We start from the raw sequence: 15433 nt of genomic DNA, 5'->3' as shown, positions 1-15433 counted from the left end.
CTAAGACAGATGCCCCAAGGTCTTCCTGTCAGCCTGTGCCCTGGCCGCTGTCGTCATGTTTTGGTTATGAATCCTGAGCCTTCTGTATCTCCGCTTTGCTATGTTGCGCCCGTCAACGACCTTGGCCGAGGTCGCTGGCGGGATGGTGTATGGCGTCTGAGCCTGGTGGCCTGACCACGTTTGCTAGCGAGCCAGCACCGTCTCTCCTCATCATCTCGAACAGTTGCATGTGGCCATCGAGGACCACGGATCAGAAGGAAGAGACCATGGATACGGTAGCACGGTCTGCAATCATCGGCATAGACGTCAGCCGCGATTGGTTGGATATTCACTGTTTGCCAGACAACCAAAGACTTCGATTGCCCAACACGGCTGAAGGGCATGAGCGTTTGAGCGAGATGGCTCTCTCACAAAGTGCCTTGGTGTGTTTTGAGGCGACCGGCGGCCAGAAATGGAGGCTATGGGCTATACTGGATGCCGCAGGGATCGTTACGCGGCAATTGCCGCCAGCTCAGATCAAAGCCTTCGCTGCCAGCCGGGGCACACGGGCCAAAACGGATCGGATCGACGCGGAACTCATTGCGCACTTCATGGCGTTCAGGCCAGATGCAGGGCGGACCCTTCCACATACTAAATTGCGTCTTCTCAGAGCCCTAACCTCAAAGCGGGGCCAGTTGGTCGAGACCCGAAAACGTCTTCTCGCGCAGATCAAGGCGCATGGAAAGCTCGGATCAGCCGAGATGTTCGCGGACATGGACGAAGATCTCAAAGGCTTGCTAGACTGTCAAATTGCTGGGCTTGAAGCTCAGATTGAACAGATCATCGCGAAAGATGAATGCATGGCCAAGACTGCCGACATCTTGCAATCCGTCCCCGGGATCGGACCTGTCGCCAGCACGATGCTGATCGCTGAAATGCCAGAACTCGGCCAGATCACCGGAGAGCAAGCCGCTGCGCTTACGGGTCTTGCACCAATTGCACATGACAGTGGAGCCATGCGCGGCAAGCGCGCCATTGCAGGCGGGCGGCGCCTATTGCGACATGTGATGTTCCAGGCGGCTCTCGTTGCCAGCCATCACAATCCAGTCCTCAAGGTCTTCGCTGATCGTCTGCGTGCCGCCGGGAAACCGCACAAGGTCGTCATCACAACGGTCGCTCGCAAGCTTGTCACAATCGCAAACGCCCTGTGCAAAGCTCGCCAGAAATGGGCCTTTCAACCTGCCTTAGAAATACAGTTGTTAGACACAACAAAACGAACACGACCGTCGAGAAATGTATGCCGCAATATAGCCGGACCAACAGAGGGATTACCTTCTGGCTTGGCTGTGGGAGATATCAACGCTTGAAACGAAAAGAACTGCAGCTAGACCGCAGACAAATTTGAAGACGCCAGTCAATCGTGCACCTAAGCTATCGCGGGGGATATTTTGGGGGATGCGATTTAATAAAAATCACGCAACTCATTGATAGAAATAAAATTTTACAAAAAATATGGTGCCGCATGAGGGACTTGAACCCCCGACCCATCGCTTACGAAGCGATTGCTCTACCAGCTGAGCTAATGCGGCGTTGCGGGCCGTCATTTATGCCGTGAATCTGGCCCGTGCAAGGGGCCAGATGGGCTGAAGTTCAGTTTTGGCAGGATTTCGACAGCAGCGCTGTTTGTGCCAAAAGCACTGAAAGCGCGTCGCCGAAATTCAGTGTGCAGAAAGCCAGCGCCAGTCAGCGCAGGCCCTCGTTGATGCTGTTCAGAACCTTGCTACCGGGGCAAAGTTCGTCCTTGCCCAGTTCATTCAGCGGACGCGACGCCAGTTGGATGTTCTGGTGCAGATCCTGTGAATCCGGGTCCAGATACAGCAGGCCGGTCAGGATGCGGCCTTCGTCTTCGGCGGTCTGAACCGCATGCATCGCACTTTTGCGGTCGTCTGAACGATAGCTTGTGTCGGCCTTGTGCAGGTGGATAACCGACCCGTCATGCAGGGTTACGCTTTGCGTGGTGCCTTCGGCATATTGGGTGCGGATCTCTTCGCGCATTGGCACAAAATCCAGCGGCATCACATCAAGATGATCGCGCGTTTCCGAATAGCTTTTGGTCGACCCGGCATGGTTGTTGAAGGTGACACAGGGGCTGACCACATCGATAAACGCAAAGCCCTTGTGGGCCATAGCGGCACGGATCAGCGGCTCAAGCTGGGTCTTGTCACCCGAAAAGCTGCGCCCGACAAAACTGGCACCTTGCAGGATGGCAAGGCTGGCCAGATCGATGCCGTCAAACGGATTGGCGTCGCCCGCTTTGCTAACCGATCCGAGGTCGGCCGTCGCACTGTCTTGCCCCTTGGTCAGACCATAACAGCCGTTATTTGCCACGATATAGGTCATGTTCAGATTGCGTCGGATCAGGTGGATGAACTGGCCCATCCCGATAGACGCGGTGTCACCATCGCCCGACACTCCGACATAGGTCAGGTCGCGGTTGGCCAGGCTTGCCCCGGTCGCAACCGACGGCATCCGGCCATGAACTGAATTGAAACCATGCGATTTGCCAAGGAAATAGGTCGGCATCTTGGACGAACACCCAATGCCCGAGATCTTGGCGATCCGGTGGGGTTCCAAGGCGCTGGCGAAACAGGCGTTGCGGATCGCGGCTGAAATACTGTCATGACCGCAGCCAGCGCACAGCGTCGAGACCGCGCCGTCATAATCGGCAACCGTATACCCCAGCCGGTTGGTGGGCAGGTTGGGATGGCGGAATTTCGGCTTAATATAGGACATCAGGCGGTCTCCGGATGCAGGGGCACAACGTTTTCGGGTTGGGTGCTCAGGGTTTCGCGGATCTTTCCGGCAATGGCCCGTGCCGTGATCGGCGTGCCCGAATAATTCAGCACCGAGGTCAGCTTGCTGGGCGCGATCTGACATTCGTTCATGATCAACTGCCGCATCTGGCCGTCGCGGTTCTGTTCGATCACAAAGACCACATCATGATCGTGAATGAACTGATCGAGGCTTTCGTGGAACGGAAAGGCCCGGATCCGCATGGTGTTGATGGAATAGCCCTCGGTCGCCAGAATCTCGACCGCCTCATACGATGGCGAGGCTGAAGTACCGAAGAACAGCGCGCCCAGCTTCAGATCGGTTTTGGGTTTCTTCACCTCAATCGGCGGGTGAGTCTTGGGCCGTGGGACATAAGACTTGGCCGTGTCGAACTTGCGCAGCAAGCGGTCGACGTTTTGCACGTAATCCTCGCCCAGTTCGGAATAGACGGCCATTTCGTTTTTCGAGGACCCGCGCGTGAAGTACGCTCCTTTTGATGGGTGCGCACCGGGCAGCGTACGATAGCAGATGCCATCGCCGTCAACATCCAGATAGCGGCCCCAGGTTTCGGCCTTGTCTAGTTCTTCGGCGTTCAAAACCTTACCGCGATCCATTTCATAGGTGTCGTCCCATTCCAGCGGCGGCGACATCCAGTCGTTCATGCCAAGGTCCAGATCAGACATCATGATGATCGGCGTTTGCAACCGGTCGGCCAGATCAAAAGCCTGAACCGTCATTTCGAAACACTCGCGTGGCGTGGCCGGGAACAACAGCACCTGTTTGGTATCGCCGTGGCTGGCATAGGCCCCGGCCAGAATGTCGGATTGCTGTGACCGCGTCGGCATGCCGGTCGATGGGCCCGAGCGTTGCACGTTGATCAGAACCACCGGGACTTCGGCGAAATAGGCAAGGCCCAGAAATTCGCTCATCAGTGACAATCCGGGGCCAGATGTTGCAGTAAAAGCCCGCGCACCGTTCCAGCCCGCGCCGACAACCATACCCATTGCGGCCAGTTCGTCTTCGGCCTGAACGATGGCAAAGTTCTTTTTTCCGGTGCCCGCATCAATCCGCATGCGTTTGGCATATTTGCTGAACGCGTCAACAACCGAGGTCGAAGGCGTGATCGGGTACCAGGCCGCGACTGTCGCGCCACCGTAAATCGCCCCCAAAGCGGCAGCAGTATTGCCGTTCATCAGGATGTGTTCGCTTTCCAGAATGTGCGGAGCAACGTTGCCGCCCTGCTCCAGCCGGATCGGCAGCGGACACTTGAACGTCTCGGTGGCGTATTGATAGCCCATTTCCAGCGCGTGCACGTTTGAGGAAATCAGTTTTTCCTTGCCCTTGAACTGATCGTTCAGCAGATCTTTGAGGATCGAAAAATTGATGTCCAAAAGTGCGGCCATCGCCCCGACATACACCATGTTTTTCAGCAGTTGCTGCAAGCGGGGCACCGGAAACTCGCGCATGCACATCTCGGTCAGCGGAACGCCGAAATAACTGATGTCGCCCCGTTTCAGGTGCTGGGCCAGAGGCTTGGTGTTGTCATACAGAAAATAGCCGCCGGGTTCGACGCTGGCCACATCCTGCTCCATGCTTTGCGGATTGACGCAAACCATCATGTCGACGCCGCCGCGCCGTCCAAGATAGCCCTTCGAGCTTACGCGCACTTCGTACCACGTCGGCAGACCCTGAATATTCGAGGGAAAGATGTTGCGCGGGCTGACCGGGATGCCCATCCGAAAAATCGCCTTGGCGAACAGATGGTTGGCACTGGCTGACCCGGTGCCGTTTACGTTTGCGAACTTGACGACAAAGTCGTTGACGCCCTTGATCTGTTTCATGTGACCTCCGTCAGAATAGGCGCGGCCTTGGCAAGGTTATAGGCGAACATCTGCATGTCCCATGCCGCTGTCGGGCAGCGTTCGGCACACAGCCCGCAATGCAGGCAGACATCTTCGTCCTTGACCAGAACCCTGCCGGTTTCCAGTGTGTCAGAGACATAAATGTCCTGATCCAGAGTCTCGGCAGGCACCAGCAGCGATTGCCTCAGTTCGGCCTCGGGCGCGTTTTCGACAAAACTGATGCAGCTGGTAGGACAGATATCGGTGCAGGCATCACATTCTATACAGTTTGCCTCGGTAAACACGGTCTGGGCGTCGCAGTTCAAACATCGCTCGGCCTGAACAAACGCGGTGTCCAGATCAAAGCCAAGTTCGACTTCAAGCGTCCTGCTTTTCAGCGCCGCTTTCAGATCGACCAGAGGCACCGCCTCGCGTTTGTCATCGACGGGGATGCTGTCATAGCTCCACTCGTGAATACCCATCTTCTGGCTGACAAGCGTCACATGCGGCGGCGGACGCACCGAAAGGTCCTTGCCCTGACAATAGAGATCAATTGAGACCGCTGCCTTGTGGCCATGGGCCACGGCAGTGATGATGTTCGACGGCCCAAAGGCAGCGTCCCCGCCAAAAAACACCTCTTTGCGGGTCGACTGGAACGTTTCATCGTCATTGATGATCGGCGTGCCCCAACTGGTGAAGCGCACGCCAGTGGACTCTTCGATCCACGGAAAGGCGTTTTCCTGTCCGATGGCGATCAGCACGTCGTCGCAGGGATAGAAGGCTGGTTCTTCCCCTGTGGGGACCAGATTGCGTTTGCCATCCTTGTCAAAAACAGCTTCGACCTTTTCAAAGGTCATACCAACCAACTTGCCGTTTTCCAGCACGAATTCCTTGGGCACATGGTTGTCGATGATCGGGATACCTTCGTGAATGGCATCCTCTTTTTCCCAAGGGCTGGCTTTCATCGAGTCAAACGGCGACCGGACGATCACCTTGACGTCCTCCCCGCCCAGTCGACGTGATGTCCGGCAGCAATCCATTGCGGTGTTGCCCCCCCCCAGTACGATCACCCGCTTGCCGATGGTCTGGGTGTGATCGAAAGCGACGTTGGCCAGCCAGTCGAGCCCGATATGGATATTGGCATCGGCCTCAGCACGGCCCGGAAGCTTCGGCAGGTCGCGACCACGCGGCGCGCCACAGCCGACAAAGACCGCGTCGTATTCCTTGTCGAGGATGCTCTGCAGGCTGTCGATGTAGGTGTCGAACTGTGCGTGTACCCCCATGTCGAGCACATAGCCGACTTCCTCATCCAGCACGCTTTCGGGCAGACGGAAAGACGGGATTTCGGAACGCATGAACCCGCCGCCTTTGACCTGCGCATCAAAGAGGTGCATTTCATACCCCAAAGGCGCAAGATCACGCGCTACTGTGAGCGAGGCTGGCCCGCCTCCGATCAGAGCGATTTTCTTGCCGTTCTTCGGGCCTGCTTTGGGCATCCGGTTGCTGACATCATCTTTGAAATCGGCGGCCACACGTTTCAACCGGCAGATTGCAACGGGCTCTTCCTCGACCCGGCCACGTCGGCACGCGGGCTCGCAGGGACGGTCGCATGTGCGGCCCAGAACTCCAGGAAAAACGTTGCTTTCCCAGTTGATCATATAGGCGTCGCTATATCGTTCCTGTGCGATAAGGCGGATGTATTCAGGCACCGGCGTGTGCGCGGGACAAGCATACTGACAATCAACAACTTTATGAAAATACTCGGGATCGTTTGTATTCGTTGGCTTCAAGTCTCTCCCCCCTCGGTGCCATGGCCTTCGTGTACGACGGCATACATAGTGAGCGCACAGATTGAGCCGGTGTAAAGAGCCTGTTCACAAAGACCGGCAATTTGCCGCCCTTTTGCGACAATTTGTGATGGTTTGCAGGTCATGATCCGGAGGCGTCAAATGACAGCTTGAGATCACAATGTTATAACATTACAAAGTTAATCATCCGGCGAATGTGATGCCAAACCCTGTCGCATTCTGCCGTGATCCCTGATTAAATCGAGAACAACCGGGAGAGGCCCCACAATGAAACTTTTCCAGATGACCACAATTGCCTTGCTGACTGCATCGCCTTTGATGGCGGAAAACCAACGCCATGCCGACTCGCACGAACATGGAGTTGGCGTCCTGGATATCGCGATCGACGGTACCCAGATCGCGATGGAGTTCCACGCCCCCGGTGCGGATATCGTCGGATTTGAGCATCCCGCCACGTCCGATGAGGACAAGCTTGCAATCAAGGCCGCGATCGAGGTTTTGTCAGGGCCGTTGGATCTGTTCGTTCTGCCCACTGCTGCCGGATGTTCGGTCACGGAAGCCCATGCTGGGTTGGAAGGGGATGAGCACGACGATCAAGATGATGCGGATCACAAAGACCATGATAACGCAGATCATAAAGACCACGATGATCATGATGACGATCATGCTGAGCATGCACATGAAGAAGACGGCGACGCAGACCATACCGAGTTTCACGCCGAATATCTTGTGACCTGTACCAGCCCCGCCGAAGCCACAAGCATCGCCTTTACCTATTTCAAGATTTTCGAAAACGCCCGCGAGGTCGAAGTACAGCTTGTGTCCGACAAGGGTGCCACTGCGTTCGAAGTTGAACGGGATGCGCCGGTTTTGGACCTGAGCGGACACCTCTGACATTGACACAAAGCGCACCTCCTCTTGTTCTGAACAAGGTCCGGTTCCGTTGGCCGGGGCGCTCATCCTTCGAACTAAGCGTCCCCGCGTTCAATGTCGAACGCGGGGAATCTGTTTTATTGCTGGGCGAAAGCGGGTCCGGCAAATCAACTCTGCTGTCTCTGATTTGCGGCATCGTCGTCGCCCAGTCCGGGCTGGTTGCCGTGGACGGAACCGATCTGGCCAGCCTGCGACCCGGCGCGCGCGACCGGTTTCGCGCCGAGCGTATTGGAGTGATTTTCCAACAGTTCAACCTGCTGCCCTATGCCACCGTGGCCGACAACATCCTGCTGCCTCTGCAGTTTGCGCCTGACCGGCGAAAGCGGGCTGGGGATGCGCTTGCCACGGCGGCCCGGCTTTGTACCGCTCTTGGGTTGCCGGACGGCTCGATGTCGACCCAGGCCGGGCGTCTGAGCGTCGGTCAACAGCAACGGGTTTCCGTCGCGCGGGCCCTGATCGGTCAGCCGCCTTTGATCGTGGCAGACGAACCGACCTCGGCTTTGGATGCAAACACGCAGGACGCGTTTCTGGGGCTTCTGTTCGATCAGGTGCAGGCCACGGGAACATCGCTGCTGATGGTCAGCCATGACGAAAGGCTGGGCCACCGATTTGACCGGGTGCTGCGACTGGAAGACATCGCCACGACCGAAAGGCAACTTGCATGATCCTGCGTCTGATCCTTGGCTCCTTACGGGCGCGGGCGCTGACTGTCGGCATGACCGTGCTGTCGATAGCGCTTTCAGTCGCCCTGTTCCTGGGCGTCGAAAAAGTGCGGACCGGGGCGCGTGCCAGTTTTGCCGACACGATTTCGAATACAGATCTGATCGTCGGCGCACGGTCAGGATCGGTGCAATTGCTACTCTATTCGGTGTTCCGCATCGGCAATGCGACCAACAATGTGACGTGGGACAGCTATCAGGATATTGCGGCCCGCCCCGAAGTCGACTGGATTGTGCCGATCTCGCTTGGCGACAGTCATAAACAGTTTCGCGTGATGGGGACCACGGCCGAGTTTTTTGACCGTTACAAATACCGGGCCGGACGGGGTTTGGAATTCAAAGATGGCGCCGGTCTGAACGACCTTTATGACACGGTCATCGGCGCCGACGTGGCGACCACTTTGGGCTATGCGGTTGGCGACCCCATCGTGGTTGCACATGGGTTGGCGTCTTTCACCAGCCATGATGACCAACCGTTTCGGGTGACGGGGATTCTGGCCAAGACCGGCACGCCGGTGGACCGCACAGTGATCGTCAGCCTGCAAGCGATCGAAGCGATCCATGTCGACTGGCAAAGCGGTGCCAAGACATCGACGCAGACGACTCCGGTCGAGGTCATTCGCGACATGGACCTGAGGCCAACGGCAATCACCTCGGCGCTGATTGGTGTGAAATCCCGCCTGCAGGTGTTTCGACTGCAACGGTGGATCAACGAATACAAGCAAGAGCCAATCATGGCAGTGCTTCCGGGTGTTGCCCTGCAAGAACTTTGGCAGATCGTCGGCGTTGCCGAAACCGCGTTGATCGGGGTGTCGGGCATGGTTGTGTTCACCGCGCTGATCGGGATGATGGCGATGATTTTTTCCAGCCTGAATGAACGTCGCCGCGAAATGGCAATCTGGCGTGCAATGGGCGCGCGACCCGCGACGATCCTGGGCTTGTTGGTGTTCGAGGCCGCGCTGATGGCAGCCATCGGGGCCGTACTTGGGATTGTGCTGCTATACATTGGGTTGATGATCGCTCAGCCGCTGATCGATCAGGCATTTGGCTTGTGGTTGCCAATCGAAGCCCCAAGTTTAGGTGAGCTAAAGGTGCTGGGCGCAGTGATCGGCGCCGCGACGCTGGTCAGTTTGCTGCCAGCCTTGCGGGCCTATCGGCTATCGCTGGCCGATGGTATGATGGTGCGGATCTGAAGGAGGGCTGAGATGACGGTAAACCTGTCACGCAGGGGGCTGCTGCAAATCGGTGCGGCGGGAGTTTTGTTACCCGGTGCCGCCCTTTCCGCGCAATCGCGCGAGATCACGTGGGACGATCTGATCCCGCCAGGCACCCCTTACGGTGAAATCATCGGCGCTGGCGAGATTGACCAGGAAAACGATACCTGGTTGCCGGAATACGACGAAAATGCTGCCAAACTGAACATGGAACTGGACGGTCTTGTCGTCAGAATGCCGGGCTATATCGTACCACTGGAACTGGAAGGCAGCAGCACGACCGTTTTCCTGTTGGTGCCCTATGTCGGGGCCTGCGTCCACGTCCCGCCGCCGCCACCGAATCAACTGGTTCTGGTTACGTCGGAAATTGCCTGGCCATCGGACTCCATGTGGGACGCCGTGTGGGTCACCGGGAAACTGCTGGCAAAATCCAGCACAACCGAGATCGCCGAAGCAGGGTATCACATGACAGCCGACTCGATTGAGCGGTACGAATAATGCGGGTTTGGCTGTGGCGCCTGGTGTTGATCGGCGGCGTGGCGCTATATGGCGCCGGGGCTTTCGCCTGTTCCTTTCACTACACAAAACCTGAACGTACGGCTGTTGACTGGCTGGTAGGTGGTGACCACGTGGTACTGGCGCGCCCCGACCCCGAAAACCCGTTTGCCTTTGCCGTGATCGAGACGTTGCGCGGTACTGAAACCGTTGAAGCGCCGCCTTTCCTTGTCGATTCAGTGACGCGCCGCAAGATGGCGGCAAACCGGTCAGATGCTGTACTGTTTGCCCGCGATGCAGAAGGCGCCTGGATTCGGGCAGCATATGTCAGCTCGGTGTTCCGGCCGGTCATCGCAGTTGCTTTGTCGAACGCGTCAGAATGGAGTCTGAGCTATACCAAAGACCGCTTTGCAGTTTTCGAAGACCTGCAGGACCATCCGGATCCTGCGCTGCGACAACTGGCGTTGCAGGAAATCGACAAGGCGCCCTATGCGCTGTTGCGCGGGATGGATCTGCGGCTTTCCGGCGAGGATCTCGTGCGTCAGATCTGGACCCGAGATGGGTATACGTATCAGTCAATTCGAGTCCTGCTTCTGGGGATCGATGGGTCGCCGGTCGCGCGGAAGGAAGTTCACGATTTCATAGACCGTGTCGCCGATTGGGACTGGGCCAACAATCTAGGCGCGTTCGCCACGGCGCTTGTTGAGTTGGACGGCGCGGACGGAGTCGACAAGCTAGACCGGGTGTTTCTGTCTGATCCCCGCCAACCGGCGGACAAACTGGAGCAGGTGGTAGAAGCGCTGGCAATTCACAATGGATTGACCGACGACAAGGTTCAGGCGCAAATCGCTAAGGCCCTGCAAAGACTGGCCGAAACGCGCGCTGATGGTGCCGAATTGATTGCTCGCCAGTTTTTGACCAGAAATGACTGGACCCAGGCGCGGCTTTTGGAAACTGTGCTTGAGGACCGCAAACAGACAACGCCTATGGGTCTGATATCGGTTGCAGTTTATGTGGCGCAGGCCCGCGCGGCCGGGGCACTGACGAACGGAGGATGATGCAAATGCAGAGTAGTCGGATGTCTGGGATTTCGCTAAGTCGGCGCGATACGTTATTGGGGATCGCGGCTCTTCCTGCGTTCGGAGTACCCGCCTTCGCAGAGGCTGTGGTCGATCTGACATGGGACGATTTGCTGCCAAATGATGGCAACTCTCTAAGCCAACAACTGCGGGGGTTCGTGCAACATGACGGTTCAGGTCCGGCGATGGATCAACCGATCTCGTCGGGTGTGCGAACCGACTGGAATGGACAAACCGTACGATTGCCGGGCTATGTCGTACCCTTGGATTACTCCGGGGACGGCGTGACGGCCTTCATCCTTGTGCCCTATGTCGGGGCCTGCATCCACGTACCGCCGCCGCCTGCGAACCAGCTTGTGCTGGTCACGGCCGAACCGCCCTATCAAAGCGAAGGGGTTTTTGAACCGGTTTACGTGACCGGCATGTTCGGCACCGCCGGAACCACCACGCAACTGGCCGAGGTGGGGTACGCGTTGTCGGCGGACAAGATTGAACCGTTTCAACCCTGAGGTTTGAAACTGCGTGCACCGTTGACGACCCATCGGCGTGTGTCGGCCGGGTCGATGACCGCGTCGACCTCAAACACAGCGCCAATCGATAGTGCCTTGCCGTGTTCGTAAAACTTGGCGACCAGCTTATCGAACAGCGCCTGTTTCTCGTCCGGATCGGTAAGCGCGTCGAGTTCTTTGCGAAACCCAAGCTGAACCGCGCCTTCCAGCCCCATGCCGCCGAATTCACCCGTGGGCCATGAGATTGTGAAGGCGTTTTCATGGAAGCCGCCGCCGACCATGGCCATCGCACCCAGCCCATATCCCTTGCGCAGGACAACGCCAAAAACCGGCACCGTGAGTTTTGCGGCTGACAGGAACATCTGACACACGTCGCGAACCAGTCCGGTTTCTTCGGCCTCGGGGCCAACGATGAATCCCGGCGTATCGCAGAGCGACAGGATCGGAAGGCCGTATTTGTTGCACAGGTCCATGAACCGCGCGGCTTTCAGCGCGGCAGGTCCGTCGATGGCGCCGCCCAGATGCATCGCGTTGTTCGCCATCAGGCCGAATGCACGCCCTTCCACCCGGATAAATGCCGTTCGGATGCCGATGCCATAATCGGCCCGAAGCTCCAGAACTGAGCCTTCATCCGCAAGCCCATCGATCACCTGCCGGACGTCATGGACGCGTTTTCGGTTTTCCGGGATTGCGTGTCGCAGGTTGGCTTGATCTGGGATGGACCAACCATTCAGATCGCCCTGCGTGTAAGACAGCACCTTTTTGGCAATGTCACAGGCGGCTTCCTCATCTTTTGCGCGGATATCGACGACGCCGTTTTGGGTCTGAACATCAATCGGCCCGATGTCTTCGGGTTTGAACCGGCCCAGCCCGCCGCCCTCGATCATGGCCGGTCCGGCCATGCCGATGTTGGCGTCTTCGGTGGCGATGATCACGTCGCAGCACCCCAACAGCGCGGCGTTCCCGGCGAAACACCGGCCTGACGCCACGCCGATCAGCGGCACCTTGTCGGCTAGGGTTGCGAAGGTCGCGAAGGTCGGGACATCCAGCCCGCTGATCGCGCCCGTGTCGCTATCCCCCGGACGCCCTCCGCCGCCTTCTGCGAACAGGATCACGGGAAGCGATGCATCGCGGGCCACGGCGAACAGACGATCTTGTTTGGCATGGTTCTGCACGCCCTGGGTGCCTGCCAGAACCAGATAATCATAAATCGCCAGGGCGCAGCGGGTCTGCGCAGGGGCAAACAAGTCTGCGTTGACGTCGCCTATGCCGGTGATGATGCCATCGCCGGTGGTGTTGGCGATCAGATCGCTCAGGTCGCGGCGGCGGCGTTGAGCAGCCAGCGCCAGCGCGCCGTATTCATCAAAATTGTCGGGGTCACATAACCGCGCCAAGTTTTCGCGCGCAGTGCTTTTGCCCAAGGCTTTGCGTTTGGCGACACGGGTAAGGCGGGCCGCGTCCTGCCCCATGGACAGCCGTTGACGCAACTCGCCCAGTTCGGGCCGGATGGCGTCAGGGTCGGTCACCTTTTCGTCGGTCTGTTCGCTATGATCGGTGTCCTCGGGCAGGATCGTCGCAATCAGCCCGGATTGATCCAACGTGTCGCCCACTTTGGCGGCCAGCCTGAGCACCTGCCCTGTGTGCTGAGCGGTCACCAGATGCTCCATCTTCATGGCTTCCAGTATGGCGATGGTCTGGCCCGGCGCGATGTAATCATTGGCGGCAATCGTGATCTCGGACAGGGTTCCTTGAATCGGGGCGCGGATTGCGGCTTCGTCGTCGGCCAAAGGTGGTTCGGACGGTTGGTTCTGATCCTGTGCCGTTTCGGTGGGCGCAGGCCGGTAGTTGGTCTGGGATTGGGCCAGTGTCTGCATATGATCTTCGACCCAGCGTGTCGAAACGGCGTTTGTCTGCACCTGTGAATCATTCACCAAAGCACGCAGGAACGGCATATTCGTTGTGACGCCGTCTATGCGGAACCGGGCCAGACCGCGATCGGCCTTGCGCAGCGCGGCTGAATAATCAGCGGCTTTCGACCGGACGATCAGCTTGGCCAGCAACGGGTCGAACCCGGTGTGCACGCGGTAACCGCCATAGGCGAACCCATCGACGCGAAACCCGGGGCCGGTGGGAGGTTCATAGTGTGACACGGTTCCGGACGACGGGCGGACAATGCCTGTGTCGTCGATGTCTTCCAGCGTGATCCGACATTGCAGCGCGTAGCCCGTTGGTGCCGGTTTCGGTTGGTCGAGGTTTAGGTCTGACAAGGTGGCGCCGCCCGCAATTTTGAGCTGGGTCTGGACAAGATCGACGCCAAAGAGGTCTTCGGTCACGGTGTGTTCGACCTGAAGCCGCGGGTTCACTTCGATGAAAAAGAACTCATCGCTGTTTTGATCGACCAGGAATTCAAACGTGCCAAGCCCGCGATACCGGACGGCCTGTGCCATACGCAGGGCAGCGGCGCACAGATTATCGCGGGTGGTCTGGGAAAGAGATGGGCTGGGGGCGATTTCGATGATCTTCTGGTGGCGTCGTTGCAGGGAGCATTCCCGCTCGCCCAAATGCGCCACGGCCCCGGTTCCGTCACCAATCACCTGCACTTCGATGTGACGGGCGGTTTCGATCAAACGTTCGGCATAGAGCGCGTCGTCGCCAAAGGCTTGCAAGGCTTCCGCCCGGCAGGCGTTCAGCGCGGCATCAAGGTCAGCAGCGTCGCGGACAACCCGCATCCCACGACCACCGCCGCCAGCTGCAGCTTTGATCATCATAGCCGCCCCGTCGGGAAGGCTGGCAAGAAACGCATGTGCGTCTGCGGCTTTGGTAATCTGACCGATCCCCGGCACCACAGGCACTTCCTTGTCCTGGGCCAGTGTCCGTGCGGACAGCTTGTTGCCGCAGTGATTGATCGTTTCGGGTGTCGGTCCGACAAAGATCAGCCCGGCCGCTTCGACCCGTTGGGCAAACCCGGCAGTCTCGCTGAGAAAGCCATATCCGGGGTGGATCGCATCGCAGCCTTGTGCCAGCGCGGCGTCGATAATGGCCTGTTCATCCAGATATCCGCGCGGCCCGGTTTTCGGCAGGGCCACGGCCGCATCACAAAGCGAGACATGCAGATTGTCCGCGTCATCAGGGGTGTGAACCGCGACCGTGCGCATACCAAGATCTGCGGCCGCCTGGGCAATACGAATGGCAATTTCGCCCCGGTTGGCGATCAACAATGATTGGACTGTCATGAAAGGCGCCTCTTTTCGTTGGCGCGATGTTGGCATGGGCCGGGGCGGGTCGCAAACTGCGATCAGGCAGAGTGCCGTACCGTCAGTTTAGCTGATCTGCGTTTAGCGCAGGGATCCAAGGGCCATGTCGGCCAGTTGATCGATCAGGGTTTGTTGGAATTCTTCGTTGTCCGGACGACCGGGCACATACCACTGCGCAGGAGCGTTCAGCATCGTAACGACGCTGTGCAAGGTGATCGAGACATTGCGATCCTGAAACAGGCCTGCATCCATCCCGGCGCGCAGAACGTCGCGATACAGGTTCTCATACGCGCTGGTGGCCTGCCGGATCTCTTGCTGCAGGACCTGTTCCTGAGGCGTCAGCGACTTGGTGGTCACACCGGACAAGGTGTTGATGAACACTTTGCAGTACGCAAAGTGGCTCAGGACGGCCGCGATATGGGCGCGGGCCATGTTGCGGAAATTCTCGTCCGCAGGCAGCGTGTTGTCTTTGACCGGGCCAACGGCCTGATGGGTAAACTGCACCGCGCATAAACGCACCGCTGACACCAGAGCATCTTTGGATCGGAAGTGATGATAGATACGGCCCTTGGTCGATCCCAGTCTATGCGCCACATCATCAATGGATGCGACATTGACTCCAAGCTCCATGAAACACCGCGCTGCGGCATCCAGTATTTCGGTCTTTGATGCGGATGTGTCTGTGTTCATAATATCCATGGCTGCGTTCCGATCCGGTTCGGGCACATATCAGGGGGCCGATATGCACTCCAAGGGAAGTGACGTGGCAG

12 protein-coding genes and 1 tRNA gene are annotated in these 15433 nt (G+C 58.1%); 7 read left to right on the top strand and 6 right to left on the bottom strand.

Translation table 11 applies throughout. The features are described from left to right. Positions 1-266 precede the first annotated feature (266 nt). A complete protein-coding gene (locus FOY56_RS19660; RefSeq protein WP_146347857.1) occupies positions 267-1346 on the top strand; it encodes an IS110 family RNA-guided transposase in 1080 nt (359 codons plus the stop codon). 146 nt (positions 1347-1492) lie between these two features. On the opposite strand, the gene FOY56_RS19655 is transcribed toward FOY56_RS19660, so the two are convergent. The 4 genes from FOY56_RS19655 to FOY56_RS19640 form a co-directional block, all read right to left on the bottom strand. Continuing rightward, positions 1493-1568 (bottom strand) — tRNA-Thr (locus FOY56_RS19655). A 154-nt stretch (positions 1569-1722) separates the two neighbouring features. Continuing rightward, a complete protein-coding gene (locus FOY56_RS19650; protein WP_146347856.1) occupies positions 1723-2772 on the bottom strand; it encodes a 2-oxoacid:ferredoxin oxidoreductase subunit beta in 1050 nt (349 codons plus the stop codon). Continuing rightward, positions 2772-4652 (bottom strand): 2-oxoacid:acceptor oxidoreductase subunit alpha, encoded by a 1881-nt coding sequence (locus FOY56_RS19645; protein WP_146347855.1) that lies wholly within the window; start codon positions 4650-4652, stop codon positions 2772-2774. Before FOY56_RS19645 ends, FOY56_RS19650 begins: the two co-directional genes overlap by 1 nt. Then, positions 4649-6442, bottom strand: coding sequence for an FAD-dependent oxidoreductase (locus FOY56_RS19640; RefSeq protein WP_146347854.1), 1794 nt, complete (start codon positions 6440-6442; stop codon positions 4649-4651). Before FOY56_RS19640 ends, FOY56_RS19645 begins: the two co-directional genes overlap by 4 nt. Positions 6443-6727: 285 nt before the next feature. Here FOY56_RS19640 and zrgA point away from each other — a divergent pair, with 285 nt between their 5' ends. From zrgA to FOY56_RS19610, 6 genes are read left to right on the top strand one after another with little or no spacing between them, the layout of a single operon-like run. Then, positions 6728-7354 (top strand): zinc uptake protein ZrgA, encoded by a 627-nt coding sequence (gene zrgA / locus FOY56_RS19635; protein WP_146347853.1) that lies wholly within the window; start codon positions 6728-6730, stop codon positions 7352-7354. Between the two features lie 2 nt (positions 7355-7356). Then, positions 7357-8058: an ABC transporter ATP-binding protein gene (locus FOY56_RS19630; protein WP_146347852.1), complete on the top strand. Its 702-nt coding sequence runs from the start codon at positions 7357-7359 to the stop codon at positions 8056-8058. Further along, positions 8055-9305 carry an ABC transporter permease gene (locus FOY56_RS19625; protein WP_146347851.1) on the top strand — a complete coding sequence of 417 codons (1251 nt, stop codon included), beginning with the start codon at positions 8055-8057 and terminating at the stop codon, positions 9303-9305. Before FOY56_RS19630 ends, FOY56_RS19625 begins: the two co-directional genes overlap by 4 nt. A gap of 12 nt (positions 9306-9317) precedes the next feature. Beyond that, complete coding sequence (locus tag FOY56_RS19620; RefSeq protein ID WP_146347850.1) at positions 9318-9824, top strand: DUF3299 domain-containing protein; 507 nt, start codon at positions 9318-9320, stop codon at positions 9822-9824. Continuing rightward, positions 9824-10879 carry a hypothetical protein gene (locus tag FOY56_RS19615; protein ID WP_146347849.1) on the top strand — a complete coding sequence of 352 codons (1056 nt, stop codon included), beginning with the start codon at positions 9824-9826 and terminating at the stop codon, positions 10877-10879. Before FOY56_RS19620 ends, FOY56_RS19615 begins: the two co-directional genes overlap by 1 nt. A gap of 5 nt (positions 10880-10884) precedes the next feature. Continuing rightward, positions 10885-11409, top strand: a complete 525-nt coding sequence (locus tag FOY56_RS19610) for a DUF3299 domain-containing protein (protein ID WP_246139540.1) — start codon at positions 10885-10887, stop codon at positions 11407-11409. Here FOY56_RS19610 and FOY56_RS19605 read toward each other — a convergent pair. Then, positions 11400-14642: an acetyl-CoA carboxylase family protein gene (locus tag FOY56_RS19605; protein WP_146347848.1), complete on the bottom strand. Its 3243-nt coding sequence runs from the start codon at positions 14640-14642 to the stop codon at positions 11400-11402. The two genes, FOY56_RS19610 and FOY56_RS19605, sit on opposite strands and share 10 nt — an antisense overlap. A gap of 102 nt (positions 14643-14744) precedes the next feature. Continuing rightward, complete coding sequence (locus FOY56_RS19600) at positions 14745-15362, bottom strand: TetR/AcrR family transcriptional regulator (protein ID WP_146347847.1); 618 nt, start codon at positions 15360-15362, stop codon at positions 14745-14747. Positions 15363-15433: the final 71 nt, after the last annotated feature.

The organism is Falsiphaeobacter marinintestinus, assembly GCF_007923355.1.
Classification (GTDB): domain Bacteria; phylum Pseudomonadota; class Alphaproteobacteria; order Rhodobacterales; family Rhodobacteraceae; genus Phaeobacter_A; species Phaeobacter_A marinintestinus.
Note: the sequence above shows the minus strand (reverse complement) of the source record. Positions and strands in the feature narration are given on the sequence as shown.